The sequence below is a fragment of the Paraburkholderia sp. SIMBA_027 genome (assembly GCF_046535315.1).
In the GTDB taxonomy this organism is placed as follows: domain Bacteria; phylum Pseudomonadota; class Gammaproteobacteria; order Burkholderiales; family Burkholderiaceae; genus Paraburkholderia; species Paraburkholderia tropica.
Genome location: NZ_JAWRWY010000025.1, coordinates 35,075 through 50,359, shown reverse-complemented (window position 1 = coordinate 50,359; position 15,285 = coordinate 35,075). Strand labels below are relative to the sequence as shown.

Below are 15,285 nucleotides of genomic sequence, written 5' to 3'. Positions count from 1 at the left end.
CTCAAAAGACGGGCTGATACGGTCCCAGTTCGACCTGGACGGATTTGAGGCGCGTGTAATGCTCGAGTGTCGTGATGCCGTTTTCGCGGCCCACGCCCGATTGCTTGTAGCCGCCCACGGGCATTTCGGCGGCCGACTCGCCCCATGTATTGATCCAGCAAATGCCCGCTTCCAGGCGATGAATCACGCGATGCGCACGCGAGAGATTCTCCGTGACGACACCCGCTGCGAGTCCATAAAGCGTATTGTTCGCGCGCGCGATGACTTCTTCTTCATTGCTGAAAGTCAGCAGACTCATCACGGGGCCGAAGATTTCTTCGCGCACGATTTTCATTTCGTCGCGGCAATCGGCAAAGACCGTGGGGGCCACGTATTGACCGCGCGCGAAGTCGCCTTCAGTCAGCCGCGAGCCGCCTGCAATCAGCCGTGCGCCTTCGCGTTTGCCGCTGTCGATGAAGGCGAGCACCTTGTCCAGTTGCGCCGCGCTCGCGAGCGGACCGAAATTGGTGGACGGATCCGTGGGTTTGCCCACGCGAATACGCGCCACGCGTTGCAGGACGCGCGATTCGAAATCGTCGCGTATAGATGCCTGAACGAAAACGCGCGTGCCATTCGTGCACACCTGGCCAGCACTGAAGAAGTTGGCCGTCACGGCGATGTCGGCGGCGCGGTCGAGATCGGCGTCTTCGAACACGATCAGCGGTGACTTGCCGCCGAGTTCCATCGTCACGTCCTTGAGCGACGAGGCAGCCGCCGCGGCCATGACTTTCTTGCCGGTTTCCACGCCGCCGGTAAACGAAATCTTCTCGATGCCCGGATGATTGCTGAGTAGCGCGCCCACGCGGCCATCGCCTTGCACCACGTTGAAGACACCGGGCGGCACGCCCGCTTCCAGATAGATCTCCGCGAGTTTCGCAGCGGAAAGCGGCGTGATTTCGCTGGGTTTGAAAATCATCGCATTGCCGGCCGCAAGAGCGGGCGCCGATTTCCAGCACGCGATCTGGATCGGGTAATTCCACGCACCGATGCCCGCCGTCACGCCTAGCGGTTCGCGCCGCGTATACACGAACGAACTTTCGCGCAGCGGAATCTGCTGACCTTCGAGTGCGGGCGCGAGGCCCGCATAGTATTCGATCACGTCGGCGCCCGTGACGATGTCGACGGCGCGCGTTTCGGCGATGGGCTTGCCGGTGTCGTGCGTTTCGAGTTCGGCGAGCGAATCGTTACGTTCGCGCAGCAACTCGACAGCGCGGCGCAGGATGCGCGAACGCTGCATGGCCGTCATTGCGGCCCACACGCGTTGACCGTCGCGCGCGGATTGGACGGCGCGCTCGATATCGGCGGCGCTCGCCTGCTGCACGGTCGCGAGCGCTTCACCGGTTGCGGGGTTGAACGTTTCGAAGGTTTCGCCGCTGGTGGCGTCGACGTACGCGCCGTGAATGAAGAGGCGCTCGAGCGGGTAATGGGGCATCGCCAGGACTCCGTAGTCAGGCCGACTTGCGCGTGCGCGCCTTCGCGCGCGCGTCGAGCAGCAAGTCGATGTAATCGTTGGCCAGCCGCAAGGCGGCTTTCGTGTCGAAGGGTTCGCCGGTGGTCGCACCGCGCAGCCAGAGGCCGTCGATCATGGCGGCGAGCCCGGTGGCGGCGCGCCGCGACGCGGCACGCGGCAGGGCTTTTTCGAATTCCGCGCACAGATTCGAATACAGCCGGCGCGTATTCACGCGTTGCAAACGGCGCAGCGTGGGCTGATGCATGCTCTCGGCCCAAAACGCGAGCCACGTTTTCATGACCGGCGTGTTGACCTGGGAGACATCGAAATTAGCGGCGACGATCGCACGCAGACGCGCGCGTGGTTCGGGCTTCGCGGCCAGCCGGCGGCGCATGGTGGCTTCCCACAAATCGCGGAGCACATGGCGCATGGTGGCTTCGAGCAGCCCGTCCTTGCCGCCGAAATAGTGGCTCACGATGCCGGTCGAGATATTCGCGCGCTGCGCGACGGTCGCAAGCGTCGTACCCGACAAACCAGACTGGTCGATGGTCTGCAGGGTGGCATCGATGAGTTGGGCGCGACGCAGGTCGCGCATTCCGATCTTGGGCATGGTGATTCAGGACGCACGGGGAGGACTCCACTCTAATTATTTTTTATTGAATGATCAATCAATAAAAACGTTGCGCGCGCGCTGCGGCGCATTTTCAAAAGCGCGCGTCGGATTGTCGATGGTTGGGATCGTGCGCATCGTCTCGCGAGCCTTGCTGCGTATGGATTCGAGCGCTGCTTACAGGGGTACTCACGCATCAGGCATGTCGCGATAGCGCCAGTGCGCGTCGTGTGTGCGCAAGTTGCGCGCGATTTGGACGCTTACGTTTGCTCCGTCCGCACTGCTGCCCGGCGCGCTGCCAGGCCCTGAATTGCGGCACTTTTCAACCGTATCGCGAGTCAAGAGAAACCGACACCATGAGAAAAGCAAACGCACTGGTACTGACCGCAATCGCACTGGCGCTGTCCGCACTATCGAATTCGAGTCATGCGCAGAGCAGCGTCACGATGTACGGCATCATCGATGCGGGGGTGACGTACGTCACCAATGCAGGCGGCTCGCATCAAGTCAAATTCGACGACGGCATTTCGTACGCGAACCGTTGGGGCATCAAAGGCACGGAAGATCTCGGCGGCGGCATGAAAGCCGTTTTCGATCTGGAAAGCGGATTTCACCTCGGCAATGGCACGCTCGCGAATGGCGGCTCGCTATTCGGCCGCGCGGCGTATGTGGGTCTGCAGAGCGATTGGGGCACGCTCACGTTCGGCAATCAAATCGACATGACGCAGGAGATGGTCTATCTCTTCAACGTTACCGCGTGGGCGAGCGGCTACGCCATCAATCAGGGCGACTTCGACCGCATGAATGGCGACCATCTGCCGAACTCGGTGAAGTTCATGTCGAACACGTATGGCGGTTTCCAGTTCGGCGGCATGTATTCATTCAGCAATACGCCCGGCGATTTTCACACGGGCAGCGCGTGGAGCGTGGGCGCGCAATATCAGCACGGTGCATTCGCGATGGGCGCGGCTTATACGCAGTTGAATAATCCATCCGGAATTTACGGTTTCGATCCTTACGCGATGATCGGCGTGCATACCTTCTTCGGCCGCCCGACCGTGAGCGTCGATCCCACCACGGGCGCGGTCACCGATCTATACGCGGACAGCGCGTTTCCCGTCGATAAACAAGGCACATTCGGCATCGGCACGAGTTATGTGATTGGCGACGTCACGCTGATGAGCGATTTCACCTATACGCAAATCAAGGCGTTTGGCGAAAGCGAACACATGCTCGTGGCCGAAGGCGGCGCCGACTGGCAAATCACGCCCGCGCTCGCGCTGATTGGCGGTTACCAGTACACGCACTTCGACGGCCATCACTGGAATCAGCTTTCGGCGGGGCTGCATTACGCGCTCTCGAAACGCACCGAAGTTTATCTGTCCGGCGACTGGCTGAAGGCTTCGCAAGGCGTCGATGCCGTGATCGGCTACAGCTTCACGCCGTCTTCGACCACGACGCAGGCCGATGTGCGAATCGGTATGCGCCATTCGTTCTGAAACTTTAATCGTTCGCCGCAGTTTGCGCGGTGCAGCAAATCGAATTTTCCGCACCAGGCCGGCGTCATGCCGGCTTGCGCTTTTTGACCGCGAATCATCGTCAACCCGTCCGGCCAGACGCCCCGACGCCCCGTCTGGCGGGGCCGTCCACGCGCAATGGCGCTTTTGTTCTATCTGATCCGGGCGCCAATTTGGTCTACTGATTCCAACGTCACTCATGCCACGCCAAGCCGGAGAAGTCAGATGAATGTCAGCGTCTTCGACCTGTTCAAGATTGGGATTGGCCCGTCGAGCTCGCATACCGTCGGTCCGATGGTTGCCGCTTGCCGCTTCGTGTCCCATATCGAGGACGCCAATTTGCTGGCCTTCGTGCGCCGCGTGAAGGTCGAGCTGTACGGCTCGCTGGGCGCCACCGGCAAGGGCCACGGAACCGACAAGGCCGTGCTGCTCGGTCTCGAAGGGCATCTGCCCGATGTGATCGATCCCGATCAGATCGAACCGCGCCTTGCCGCGATTCGCCGCGAGAAAACCCTGATGCTGCTCGGCAAGCAGTCGATTCGTTTCGACGAAAAAGAAGGCATCGGTTTCTTTCGTCGCACGATGGGCGGCGCGAATACCTTGCATTCCAACGGCATGCGCTTTCAGGCTTTCGATGAAAACGGCCAGTTGCTGGTGGAGAAGGAGTATTACTCGGTTGGTGGCGGCTTTGTCGTGAATCGCGAGGGCGATCGCGTCAATGGCGTGCGCACGGCGCATGAGGTGCCGTATCCGTTTCGCACCGGCGACGATCTGCTGCGCGTCTGCAATGAAAGCGGGCTATCCATTGCGGAGATTACGTTCGCCAATGAATGCGCGACGCGATCGCCGGACGAGGTGCGGGAAGGCTTGATGGCGATCTGGCGCACGATGGCTGCGTGCGTGGAGCGCGGCTGCAAGATGCACGGCCAATTGCCCGGTCCGATGCAGGTCAAGCGCCGCGCTGCCGATCTTTCCGTGCAATTGCGCGCGCGCTCCGAGGAGTCGTTGCGTGACCCGCTTTCAATGCTCGACTGGGTCAATCTCTACGCGATGGCGGTGAATGAAGAAAACGCCGCGGGCGGCCGCGTCGTCACCGCGCCGACCAATGGCGCGGCCGGGGTGATTCCCGCCGTGCTCCATTACTACGTGAAATTCGTGCCGGGTGCGAACGAAAAAGGCATCGTGGATTTCCTGCTGACCGCCGCCGCGATTGGCGTCATCTACAAGGAAACAGCCTCGATTTCAGGGGCCGAAGTGGGGTGCCAGGGCGAAGTGGGCGTCGCCTGTTCGATGGCCGCCGCCGCGCTCGCGGCCGTAATGGGCGGCACGCCTTTGCAGGTCGAGAACGCCGCCGAGATCGGCATGGAGCACAACCTCGGCATGACGTGCGATCCCGTCGGCGGCCTCGTGCAGATTCCCTGCATCGAGCGCAACGCGATGGGCGCGATCAAGGCGCTGAACGCCGCGCGTATGGCGCTCAAGGGCAATGGCCAGCATTACGTCACGCTCGACAACGTCATCAAGACGATGCGCGAAACGGGCGCCGACATGAAGACGAAATACAAGGAGACGTCACGCGGTGGACTCGCCGTGAACGTCATCGAATGCTAATGGAAACGCGCAAACGGAAACACGCAAAGGGGTCTGCGAGATGAGCCGCTATTCGATATTCAGTCTGTTCCGCAACGGGTTGTCGTATCACGAGAACTGGGAGCGGCAGTGGAGAAGTCCCGAGCCGAAAAAGGAGTACGACGTGGTGATCGTCGGCGGCGGCGGACATGGTCTCGCGACCGCGTATTACCTCGCCAAAGAACACGGCGTGAAGAATGTCGCCATTCTGGAGAAAGGCTGGATTGGCGGCGGTAATACCGCGCGCAATACGACCATCGTGCGCTCGAATTATCTGTGGGACGAGTCGGCCGCGCTTTACGAAAAAGCGATGCAGCTGTGGGAAGGTCTCGCACAGGATCTCAACTACAACGTGATGTTCAGTCAGCGCGGCGTGATGAATCTCGCCCATACGCTGCAGGACGTGCGCGATACAGAGCGCCGCGTGAATGCGAACCGGCTCAACGGCGTGGACGCTGAATTCCTCACGCCGGAACAGATCAAGGAAATCGAGCCGACGATCAATCTGAATAGCCGCTATCCGGTGCTGGGCGCGTCGATTCAGCGCCGCGCGGGCGTGGCGCGTCACGACGCTGTGGCGTGGGGCTTCGCGCGCGGCGCGGACCGTGCCGGCGTGGACATTATCCAGAACTGCCAGGTCACGGGCATTCGCCGCGACGGCGGCCGCGTGACGGGCGTCGATACGGTGAAAGGCTTTATCAAGGCGAAGAAAGTGGCCGTGGTCGCCGCGGGCAATACCACCACGCTCGCCGATATGGCCGGCGTGCGCCTGCCGCTGGAAAGCCATCCGTTGCAGGCGCTCGTTTCGGAGCCGATCAAACCGGTCGTCAATACGGTGATCATGTCGAACGCGGTGCACGCCTATATCAGCCAGTCCGACAAGGGCGATCTCGTGATTGGCGCAGGCGTCGATCAGTACACCGGATTCGGCCAGCGCGGCAGTTTCAATATTATCGAAGGCACGTTGCAGGCGATCGTCGAAATGTTCCCGGTCTTTTCGCGTGTGCGCATGAATCGCCAGTGGGGCGGCATTGTCGACGTCTCGCCGGACGCCTGCCCGATTATCAGCAAGACCGATGTGAAGGGCCTGTATTTCAATTGCGGTTGGGGCACGGGTGGTTTCAAGGCGACGCCGGGTTCGGGCTGGGTCTTTGCGCACACCATTGCGAACGACGAACCGCATCCGCTGAATGCGCCGTTCTCGCTCGACCGTTTCTACACCGGTCATCTGATCGACGAACACGGCGCTGCCGCCGTGGCGCATTAACCGCACACAGGATAGACACATCATGCTGCTGATCGAATGCCCCTGGTGCGGGCCGCGCGCCGAAATCGAATTCACCTGCGGCGGCGAAGCGGAAATCGCTCGCCCGCTCGATACCGACGCGCTGAGCGACAAGGAGTGGGGCGATTATCTGTTCATGCGCCACAATCCGCGCGGCGTGCATAAAGAGCAATGGCTGCATGCGCAAGGTTGCCGCCGCTGGTTCATGGCGACGCGCGATACGGTGACGTACGAGATTCAAAGCTACGAGAAGTTTGGCGCGGGCAATCACGCGAGCAACGAAAAAGATCTGGAAAAAGGGAGCGCACAGCGATGAGCCAGAAGAACCGCCTCGGCGCCGGCGGGCGCATCAACCGCGCGATTCCGCTGACGTTCACGTTCAACGGTCGCACGTATCAGGGTTATCAGGGCGACACGCTCGCTTCCGCGCTGCTCGCGAACGACGTGCATTTCGTGGCGCGCAGTTTCAAATACCATCGCCCGCGCGGTATCGTGACGGCCGACGTGGCCGAGCCGAATGCCGTCGTGCAACTCGAACGCGGCGCGCATACCGTGCCGAATGCGCGCTCGACCGAGATCGAGTTGTATCAGGGGTTGGTGGCAAATAGCGTCAACGCCGAGCCGAACCTCGAAAACGATCGCATGGCGATCAATCAAAAGTTCTCGCGCTTTTTGCCCGCGGGCTTTTACTACAAGACGTTTATGTGGCCGCGTAAATGGTGGCCGAAATACGAAGAAAAGATTCGCGACGCGGCGGGTCTCGGCAAATCGCCTGAAGTGCGTGACGGCGATCGTTACGACAAGTGTTTCGCGCATTGCGACGTGCTCGTGATCGGCGGCGGCCCGACGGGTCTGGCGGCCGCGCACACGGCCGCGTTGAGCGGCGCGCGCGTGATGCTGATCGACGATCAGCGCGAACTCGGCGGCAGCCTGCTCGGCTGCAAGGCGGAGATCGACGGCAAGCCCGCGCTGCAATGGGTCGAAAAGATCGAAGCCGAATTGTCCGCCATGCCGGACGTGAAGATTCTCTCGCGCAGCACGGCATTCGGCTATCAGGATCACAATCTCGTGACCGTTGCTCAACGGTTGACCGAGCATCTGCCGGTGTCCACGCGTCACGGCACGCGCGAACTGCTGTGGAAGATTCGTGCGAAGCGCGTGATTCTCGCCACCGGCGCGCAGGAGCGTCCGGTTGTATTCGGCAATAACGATTTGCCGGGCGTCATGCTCGCGTCGGCGGTATCGACTTATCTGCATCGCTATGGCGTGATTCCGGGCCGTAATGCGGTGGTGTTCACGAATAACGACGCGGGCTATCGTTGCGCGCTCGATCTCAAGGCGTGCGGTGCAAACGTGACGCTCGTCGATTCGCGCGCACAAGGCAGCGGCGCAATGCAAAGTGCCGCGCGCCGCCAGGGCGTGAAGGTGATGAACAATGCCGCGATCATGACGGCGCACGGCAACCTGCGCGTGAATGCCGTGGACGTGGTCGCGTATGCGAACGGCAAAACCGGCGCGAAGCAGGCAACGATTCCGTGCGACCTCGTGGCGATGTCGGGCGGCTTGAGCCCCGTGCTGCATCTGTTCGCGCAATCGGGCGGCAAGGCGCTCTGGAACGATACGAAAGCGTGCTTCATGCCGGGCAAGCGCGTGCAGCCCGAAGTCAGCGTGGGCGCGGCGGTTGGCGAATTCAGTCTGGCGCGCGGCCTCACGCTCGCGGTCGATGCCGGGCTCGACGCGGCGCAAAGTCTCGGCTTCAAGCTCGCGCGTCCGAATGTGCCCAAGGTGGCGGAATTGAGCGAATCGCCGCTCGAGCCGCTGTGGCTCGTCGGCAGCCGCACGGAAGCGTCGCGCGGCCCGAAGCAGTTCGTCGATTTCCAGAATGACGTTTCGGCGGCCGATATTCTGCTGGCCGCGCGCGAAGGATTTGAATCGGTCGAACACGTCAAGCGTTATACGGCGATGGGTTTCGGCACCGATCAGGGCAAGCTCGGCAATATCAACGGCATGGCGATTCTCGCGGCGGCGCTCGGTAAAACGATTCCGGAAACCGGCACGACGACGTTCCGCCCGAATTACACGCCGGTGACGTTCGGCACCTTTGCGGGCCGCGAACTCGGGGACTTTCTCGATCCGGTGCGCAAGACCTGCGTTCACGAATGGCACGTCGAGCACGGCGCGTTGTTCGAGGACGTGGGCAACTGGAAACGCCCGTGGTATTTCCCGAAGGGCGGCGAAGATCTTCACGCGGCGGTGAAGCGCGAATGTCTCGCGGTGCGTAATGGCGTCGGCATACTCGACGCGTCGACGCTCGGCAAAATCGATATTCAAGGACCGGACGCGGCGAAACTGCTCAACTGGGTGTATACGAATCCGTGGAGCAAACTCGAAGTCGGCAAATGCCGCTATGGCCTCATGCTCGATGAAAACGGCATGGTGTTCGACGACGGCGTGACGGTGCGCCTCGGCCCGCAGCATTACATGATGACGACCACGACCGGCGGCGCGGCGCGCGTGCTCACGTGGCTCGAACGCTGGCTACAAACGGAATGGCCCGATATGAAGGTGCGGCTCGCTTCCGTGACCGATCACTGGGCGACCTTCGCGGTGGTCGGCCCGAAGAGCCGGAAGGTGCTGCAAAAGGTTTGCGGAGATATCGACTTCGAGAATGCGGCGTTTCCGTTCATGTCGTATCGCAATGGCACGGTCGCGGGCGTGAAATCGCGCGTCATGCGCATCAGCTTCTCGGGCGAACTCGCTTATGAAGTGAATGTGCCGGCGAATGCGGGGCGCGCCGTGTGGGAAGCGTTGATGGCCGCGGGCGCCGAATTCGACATCACGCCTTATGGCACGGAAACGATGCACGTGCTGCGCGCGGAGAAGGGTTACATCATTGTCGGCCAGGACACCGATGGTTCGGTGACGCCGTTCGATCTCGGCATGGGCGGTCTGGTTTCTCAAACCAAGGACTTCCTGGGCCGCCGCTCGCTCAAGCGTTCCGATACGGCAAAAGAAGGGCGTAAGCAGTTCGTCGGTCTGCTCACCGACGATCCGCAATTCGTGCTGACCGAAGGCAGCCAGATCGTCGACGAAAACGCGCGCGCTCGAAACGACGGCACGACGCCCATGCTCGGTCATGTCACGTCGAGTTATCAGAGCCCGATACTCGATCGCTCGATTGCGCTCGCGGTAATTAAAGGCGGTTTGGACAGGATGGGCGAACGCGTGGTGATTCCGCTCGCCGATGGGCGGCGCGTGGGCGCGAAGATCGTCAGCCCGGTTTTCTACGACATCGAAGGGGTGCGTCAGCATGTGGAATGAAACGAGAGATCCGATGCCCCTCGCGGAGCGTGCCGTGAGCGTGAATCTGGAGTCGCCGTTTATCGGCGTGGAAGATCTGTTGAAGGTGCAAGATGCACGCGGATCGAAGGCCTTCGCGATGCGCGAGCAGCCGTTTCGCGATCTGGTGAATGTGCGCGGCGAATTGAGCGATGCAGCTTTTGTCGAGGCATTCGAGCGGACGGTCGGTTGCCGTCCGCCCGCCGCGCCGAATACCGTTGCGCGCAGCGCCAATTACGACGTGCTGTGGCTCGGCCCCGACGAATGGCTCGTGCGTTCGAGTGCGCCTGTGCCTGCGGGTGTGCTCGAAGCGAAACTCGCGCCGGAAATTGGCGAATGCTACGCGGCGGCCGTCGACGTCGGCAGTGGCTATACCGTGGTCGAAGTCGAAGGCACGCGTGTGCGCGACGTGCTGTCGCGCGGCTGTCCGCTCGATCTGCATCCGTCGCTGTTCAAACCGGGACAATGCGCGCAAAGCCTGTATTTCAAGGCCTCGATCGTGTTGATTCCGATTGCGGCGGATCGCTACGAACTGGTCGTGCGACGCAGTTTCGCCGATTACTTCTGCCGCATCATGCTCGATGCCGCGGCATCGCTCGCGCCATGAAGATCGTCGATGGCACCTTCGACAATGCGCCTGCATGCGGGCGCGGCTGGAGCGTGTTCGTCGACGCGCTCAGTGTGCCGGCGCGTATCGGCATTCATCCGCATGAACACGGGCAGCCGCAGCCGCTCGTGATCGACGCGCAGCTCGGATATGGCCGCGCGCCGAAAGAGCAAGGCGACTGGATCGATTACGAAAGTTGGTGTGCGCGCATCGCGGACTTTCTCGCGCACAAATCCCATACGCGTTTGCTCGAAACGCTGGTAGCCGATGTGGCGGCGCTGTCGTTTCGCGAATGGCCCGCGCTCGAGACGCTCACGCTGGCCGTGCACAAGCCGAAGATCCGGCCCGGCACGCGCCGCGTGGGCGTATCGCTCGACTGGACGCGTGCGGATTATCTGCAATGGAGCGCAACGGCAGCGCAGATGCACGCGCACGCATAGCCACTTCGTGGTGCAGTTGAGTGTCGGCGTGGTGCAAACGCGCGTCGGGTTTTGCATGGTTTGAAGAGGGCACACGGCGCTACGCTCGAATCATCGCCGTTGCAGCGCGTGCGCAAAGACGCAGCGGCGCTTTTCATCAACAACGAAACGGAGACAAGCGATGAGTGGCAATCGAGGCGTCGTGTACATGGGCCCGGGCAAGGTCGACGTGCAGAAGATCGATTATCCGAAGATGGTGGATCCGAGCGGCCGCAAGATCGGTCATGGCGTGATTCTCAAGGTCGTCAGCACGAATATCTGCGGATCGGATCAGCATATGGTGCGCGGGCGCACGACGGCGCCGGTCGGCCTCGTGCTCGGCCATGAAATCACGGGCGAAGTGGTCGAGATCGGCAACGATGTCGAAACGCTCAAACTCGGCGATCTTGTTTCCGTGCCGTTTAACGTCGCGTGTGGACGCTGCGCGATGTGCAAGGACCAGAATACCGGCGTGTGCCTGAACGTGAATCCGTCGCGTGCGGGCGGCGCGTATGGTTATGTCGATATGGGCGGCTGGATCGGTGGTCAGGCCGAATATGTGCTCGTGCCGTATGCCGATTTCAATCTGCTCAAATTCCCCGATCGCGATCAGGCGATGTCGAAGATTCGCGATCTCACCTGTCTCTCCGACATTCTGCCCACGGGCTATCACGGCGCCGTGACGGCGGGCGTGAAGCCGGGTTCGACGGTCTATATCGCGGGCGCGGGACCGGTCGGCATGGCGGCGGCCGCATCGGCGCGGCTGCTGGGCGCGGCCTGCACGATCGTCGGCGACATGAACGCGGAACGTCTCGCGCATGCGAAAGCGATGGGATTCGAAGTCGTCGATCTGTCGAAAGACGCCACGCTCGGCGAGCAGGTCGAGCAGATTCTCGGCAAACCCGAGGTCGATTGCGCGGTCGATTGCGTGGGTTTCGAAGCGCATGGTCACGGCGCATCGGGGCATGCGGAAGAGGCGCCCGCAACCGTGCTCAATTCGCTGATGGAAATCACGCGGCCCGCAGGCATGATCGGCATTCCCGGTCTTTACGTCACCGACGATCCGGGCGCGCGCGATCTCGCCGCGCAACACGGCAGCCTGAGCATCCGCTTCGGCCTCGGCTGGGCGAAATCGCATACGTTTCATACCGGTCAGACGCCGGTGCTCAAATACAACCGCAATCTCATGCAGGCGATTCTGTTCGACCGTTTGCCGATTGCGAAAATCGTTAACGTCTCGGTGATTTCGCTCGACGAAGCGCCGCAAGGCTATAAGCAATTCGATGGCGGCGCGCCGCGCAAGTTTGTGATCGATCCGCACGGCATGCTGGCCGCGTGATCGGAAGCATTCGATTTATTTGCGCCCTCGCGCAATAAAAAACGGGCAACCGGTTTAAAGCCGGTCGCCCGCTTTGCGTTGCCTGAACGCATGGCATCGCTAGACGTGTGCGCTGAGCATCGGCAATAAGGGCTTCGGTGTATCCGCGCCCGAAAGCGGCGCGAGGCGCTTGCGACGCTCGCCGGTGGGCGCGCTGCCGAATGCGTCGCGATAGCTCTTGCTGAAATGACACGCCGACTGAAAGCCGCAGGCCATCGTGATCTGCATGATCGACATATCGGTTTGCAGCAGCAATTCACGCGCGCGGCGCAGGCGCAAGGTCAGATAGTAATGCGTGGGCGTCATGCCCAGATGCTCGTGAAAGAGTCGCTGCAATTGCCGTTGCGACATGTTCGCGAGCCGCGCGAGCTCCTCGCGCGAAAGCGGCTCCTCGATGTTGTTCTCCATGAGCGAGATGACTTCGAAAAGCGATTTGTTCGCGGACCCGAGTCGCGCCACGAGCGGCATGCGCTGCTGCGCGCTGGTGTCGCGAACGTGCTCGACCACGAACTGTTCGGCGATCTGCGTGACGCGCGCCGTCCCCACGCGCGTGGTGATGAGATTGAGCATCATGTCGAGCGGCGCGACGCCGCCCGTGCAGGTCACACGGTCGCGGTCGATCACGAATAGCTCTTTGAGAAAGCGTGTAGACGGAAATTCCTCCTTCAGCGCCGACATGTTTTCCCAATGAATCGCGCATGCATAGCCGGCCAGCAGTCCGGCCTTGGCGAGCGCATAGGTGCCGGTGCACAGGCTGCCCAGCACGACGCCCGAGCGTGCGAAGCGACGCAATACGGCAAGATGCGCCGCGGTGGTCGCGCGCTGCACGTCGACACCGCCGCAGACGAACACGATATCGGGCTGGCCCGCGCATTCGGCCGGGCCGCTGTCGATGGACAGGCCGTTGCTCGATGCGACCGGGCCGCCGTCCGGGCTGATGATCGACCAGCGGTAGAGGGGTTGCCCGCTCAGGTAGTTAGCCATGCGTAGCACTTCGATGGCGTTCGTGAACGCGATCATCGTGAAGTCGGGCAGCGGCATGAACGCGAAGTGCGCTAACGACGCTGTGCGGTCGGGCAACATGTGGGGGGCCATTCCTTGTAGTCGGCAGCCTGAGAAGGCCGGGGTCCCGGGCCAGGCTACCGCAATTCTGGAATCGGGCAAGGGCAGTGTGCCATGCGGCAAAACCCTAAGTCCACGACGTCAAAAATCCTTCAGGCGTAAAAAACACGAACGTGCGGCGAAGCTGGTGCAGCGTTGCCCGTTTAACTGGCAAAGCGTGAGCAAACATGGACAGCTTGCACCATCACCTGCACGTCGCCCACGCGCGGTGCATCGAAAACTTGTTTCGGATCGGGAAATATTCGATTTGACATATCCACTTTAAGTCCACTTGCATCGACCGCTTGCGCACGCCATGCGTTGAATGGCTTGCGCGCTGACTTGTGAAAAATGGACGCGGATGGCGGAAAAGGAAAAGAACGCGTCTGAATTCATACATCGGCGGGGAATTCGAACGACAAGAATAGAGCCGTCGGCCAGAACCTTGCGCAGCGGCTGCAAAGCCAGGCGGGGCGGGCCTTGCGCGTTACTGGAAATGCTGTTCCATTCGTCACGGACGCCTTATGTCGCACACTGAATCTTTCTTCTCGCAAACGCTCGCGCAGCACGACTCGGCCGTGCGCGGCAGCATTCTGAAAGAACTCGAACGTCAGCAGTCGCAGGTTGAAATGATCGCGTCGGAAAACATCGTGTCGCGCGCGGTGCTCGAAGCGCAAGGATCGGTGCTGACGAATAAATATGCCGAAGGCTATTCGGGCAAGCGCTATTACGGCGGCTGCGAATTTGCAGACGAAATCGAAGCGCTCGCCATCGATCGTCTGAAGACACTCTTTAACGCCGGCTTTGCCAACGTTCAACCGCATTCGGGCGCGCAGGCCAATGGCGCCGTCATGCTTGCGCTTGCCAGGCCGGGCGACACCGTGCTGGGCATGTCGCTCGACGCAGGCGGCCACCTCACGCATGGCGCGAAGCCGGCGCTCTCGGGCAAGTGGTTCAACGCCGTGCAGTACGGCGTGAATCGCGACACCTTGCTGATCGATTACGACCAGGTCGAGGCACTGGCGCAACAACACAAGCCGAGCCTGATCATCGCGGGCTTTTCCGCCTATTCGCGCGCGCTGGACTTCGCGCGCTTTCGCGCGATTGCCGATCGCGTCGGCGCGAAGCTGATGGTCGATATGGCGCATATCGCGGGCATCGTCGCCGCCGGCCGTCATCAGAATCCGGTCGATCATGCGCATGTGGTGACGTCGACCACGCACAAGACGCTGCGCGGCCCGCGCGGCGGCGTGGTGCTCACGAACGACGAGGAGATCGCGAAGAAGATCAACTCGGCCGTGTTCCCGGGTCTGCAAGGCGGCCCGCTGATGCACGTGATCGCGGGCAAGGCGGTGGCGTTCGGCGAAGCGCTTCACGACAGTTTCAAAACCTATATCGACAGCGTGCTCGCCAATGCGCGCGCACTCGGCGAGGTGCTCAAGGCGGGCGGCGTCGATCTGGTGACGGGCGGCACGGACAACCATCTGCTGCTCGTCGATTTGCGGCCCAAGGCCCTCAATGGCGCGCAGGTCGAACAGGCGCTCGAGCGCGCGGGCATTACCTGCAACAAGAACGGCATTCCTTTCGATACCGAAAAGCCCACGGTCACCTCCGGCATTCGTCTGGGGACGCCGGCGGGAACGACGCGCGGATTCGGTGTGGCGGAATTCCGTGACATCGGCAGGCTGATTCTCGAGGTCGTCGATGCGCTGCGCACGCATCCCGAAGGCGATGCCGCCACGGAGCAGCGCGTGCGCCGCGAGATATTCGCGCTCTGCGAGCGCTTCCCGATTTACACGCACGCATAACCGGCGTCGTATGCATCATTCGCTTCACGCGCAACACCTACCCATTCAAACCCCACGCCCGTTT

General features: G+C 61.7%; 12 protein-coding genes. 9 read left to right on the top strand and 3 right to left on the bottom strand.

Annotated elements, in window-relative coordinates; all coding sequences use genetic code 11:
* Window position 1: 1 nt before the first annotated feature.
* Together betB and betI are read right to left on the bottom strand one after the other, a co-directional pair.
* A complete protein-coding gene (gene betB / locus SB764_RS34005) occupies window positions 2-1,471 on the bottom strand; it encodes a betaine-aldehyde dehydrogenase (protein ID WP_065059946.1) in 1,470 nt (489 codons plus the stop codon).
* Between the two features lie 16 nt (window positions 1,472-1,487).
* Window positions 1,488-2,099, bottom strand: coding sequence for a transcriptional regulator BetI (gene betI, locus SB764_RS34000; RefSeq protein WP_065059945.1), 612 nt, complete (start codon window positions 2,097-2,099; stop codon window positions 1,488-1,490).
* Between the two features lie 356 nt (window positions 2,100-2,455).
* Here betI and SB764_RS33995 point away from each other — a divergent pair, with 356 nt between their 5' ends.
* The 8 genes from SB764_RS33995 to fdhA all read left to right on the top strand — a co-directional run bounded on the left by SB764_RS33995 (window position 2,456) and on the right by fdhA (window position 12,273).
* A complete protein-coding gene (locus SB764_RS33995; RefSeq protein ID WP_110326697.1) occupies window positions 2,456-3,598 on the top strand; it encodes a porin in 1,143 nt (380 codons plus the stop codon).
* 243 nt (window positions 3,599-3,841) lie between these two features.
* Window positions 3,842-5,227 (top strand): L-serine ammonia-lyase, encoded by a 1,386-nt coding sequence (locus SB764_RS33990; protein WP_065059943.1) that lies wholly within the window; start codon window positions 3,842-3,844, stop codon window positions 5,225-5,227.
* A gap of 40 nt (window positions 5,228-5,267) precedes the next feature.
* Window positions 5,268-6,512 (top strand): sarcosine oxidase subunit beta family protein, encoded by a 1,245-nt coding sequence (locus tag SB764_RS33985; protein WP_065059942.1) that lies wholly within the window; start codon window positions 5,268-5,270, stop codon window positions 6,510-6,512.
* 22 nt (window positions 6,513-6,534) lie between these two features.
* Complete coding sequence (locus SB764_RS33980) at window positions 6,535-6,846, top strand: sarcosine oxidase subunit delta (protein ID WP_065059941.1); 312 nt, start codon at window positions 6,535-6,537, stop codon at window positions 6,844-6,846.
* The gene (locus tag SB764_RS33975) at window positions 6,843-9,851 is read left to right on the top strand and encodes a sarcosine oxidase subunit alpha family protein (protein WP_410866083.1); all 3,009 of its coding nucleotides are present in this window, start codon (window positions 6,843-6,845) and stop codon (window positions 9,849-9,851) included. Before SB764_RS33980 ends, SB764_RS33975 begins: the two co-directional genes overlap by 4 nt.
* Complete coding sequence (locus SB764_RS33970; RefSeq protein WP_074982569.1) at window positions 9,841-10,476, top strand: sarcosine oxidase subunit gamma; 636 nt, start codon at window positions 9,841-9,843, stop codon at window positions 10,474-10,476. The genes SB764_RS33975 and SB764_RS33970 overlap by 11 nt, the downstream gene beginning before the upstream one ends.
* Window positions 10,473-10,916 (top strand): dihydroneopterin aldolase, encoded by a 444-nt coding sequence (locus SB764_RS33965; RefSeq protein ID WP_065059938.1) that lies wholly within the window; start codon window positions 10,473-10,475, stop codon window positions 10,914-10,916. Before SB764_RS33970 ends, SB764_RS33965 begins: the two co-directional genes overlap by 4 nt.
* A 160-nt stretch (window positions 10,917-11,076) precedes the next feature.
* A complete protein-coding gene (fdhA, locus tag SB764_RS33960) occupies window positions 11,077-12,273 on the top strand; it encodes a formaldehyde dehydrogenase, glutathione-independent (protein ID WP_110326705.1) in 1,197 nt (398 codons plus the stop codon).
* A 99-nt stretch (window positions 12,274-12,372) separates the two neighbouring features.
* Here the strand turns inward: fdhA and SB764_RS33955 are convergent, their stop codons facing one another.
* Window positions 12,373-13,395 carry a GlxA family transcriptional regulator gene (locus SB764_RS33955; RefSeq protein WP_183713804.1) on the bottom strand — a complete coding sequence of 341 codons (1,023 nt, stop codon included), beginning with the start codon at window positions 13,393-13,395 and terminating at the stop codon, window positions 12,373-12,375.
* 542 nt (window positions 13,396-13,937) lie between these two features.
* Between SB764_RS33955 and SB764_RS33950 the strand changes: the two genes are divergently transcribed.
* Entirely contained in the window at window positions 13,938-15,221 is a 1,284-nt protein-coding gene (locus SB764_RS33950; protein WP_176080153.1) for a serine hydroxymethyltransferase, read from the top strand.
* The last annotated feature ends 64 nt before the right edge of the window (window positions 15,222-15,285 follow it).

What these genes read in the sequence shown, in the direction of transcription:
- SB764_RS33985 (WP_065059942.1), top strand. Translation starts at nt 5,268, where the DNA reads ATGAGCCGCTATTCGATATTCAGTCTGTTCCGCAACGGGTTGTCGTAT.
- SB764_RS33955 (WP_183713804.1), bottom strand. Translation starts at nt 13,395, where the DNA reads ATGTTGCCCGACCGCACAGCGTCGTTAGCGCACTTCGCGTTCATGCCG.
- fdhA (WP_110326705.1), top strand. Translation starts at nt 11,077, where the DNA reads ATGAGTGGCAATCGAGGCGTCGTGTACATGGGCCCGGGCAAGGTCGAC.
- SB764_RS33995 (WP_110326697.1), top strand. Translation starts at nt 2,456, where the DNA reads ATGAGAAAAGCAAACGCACTGGTACTGACCGCAATCGCACTGGCGCTG.
- SB764_RS33965 (WP_065059938.1), top strand. Translation starts at nt 10,473, where the DNA reads ATGAAGATCGTCGATGGCACCTTCGACAATGCGCCTGCATGCGGGCGC.
- betB (WP_065059946.1), bottom strand. Translation starts at nt 1,471, where the DNA reads ATGCCCCATTACCCGCTCGAGCGCCTCTTCATTCACGGCGCGTACGTC.
- betI (WP_065059945.1), bottom strand. Translation starts at nt 2,099, where the DNA reads ATGCCCAAGATCGGAATGCGCGACCTGCGTCGCGCCCAACTCATCGAT.
- SB764_RS33975 (WP_410866083.1), top strand. Translation starts at nt 6,843, where the DNA reads ATGAGCCAGAAGAACCGCCTCGGCGCCGGCGGGCGCATCAACCGCGCG.
- SB764_RS33980 (WP_065059941.1), top strand. Translation starts at nt 6,535, where the DNA reads ATGCTGCTGATCGAATGCCCCTGGTGCGGGCCGCGCGCCGAAATCGAA.
- SB764_RS33990 (WP_065059943.1), top strand. Translation starts at nt 3,842, where the DNA reads ATGAATGTCAGCGTCTTCGACCTGTTCAAGATTGGGATTGGCCCGTCG.
- SB764_RS33970 (WP_074982569.1), top strand. Translation starts at nt 9,841, where the DNA reads ATGTGGAATGAAACGAGAGATCCGATGCCCCTCGCGGAGCGTGCCGTG.
- SB764_RS33950 (WP_176080153.1), top strand. Translation starts at nt 13,938, where the DNA reads ATGTCGCACACTGAATCTTTCTTCTCGCAAACGCTCGCGCAGCACGAC.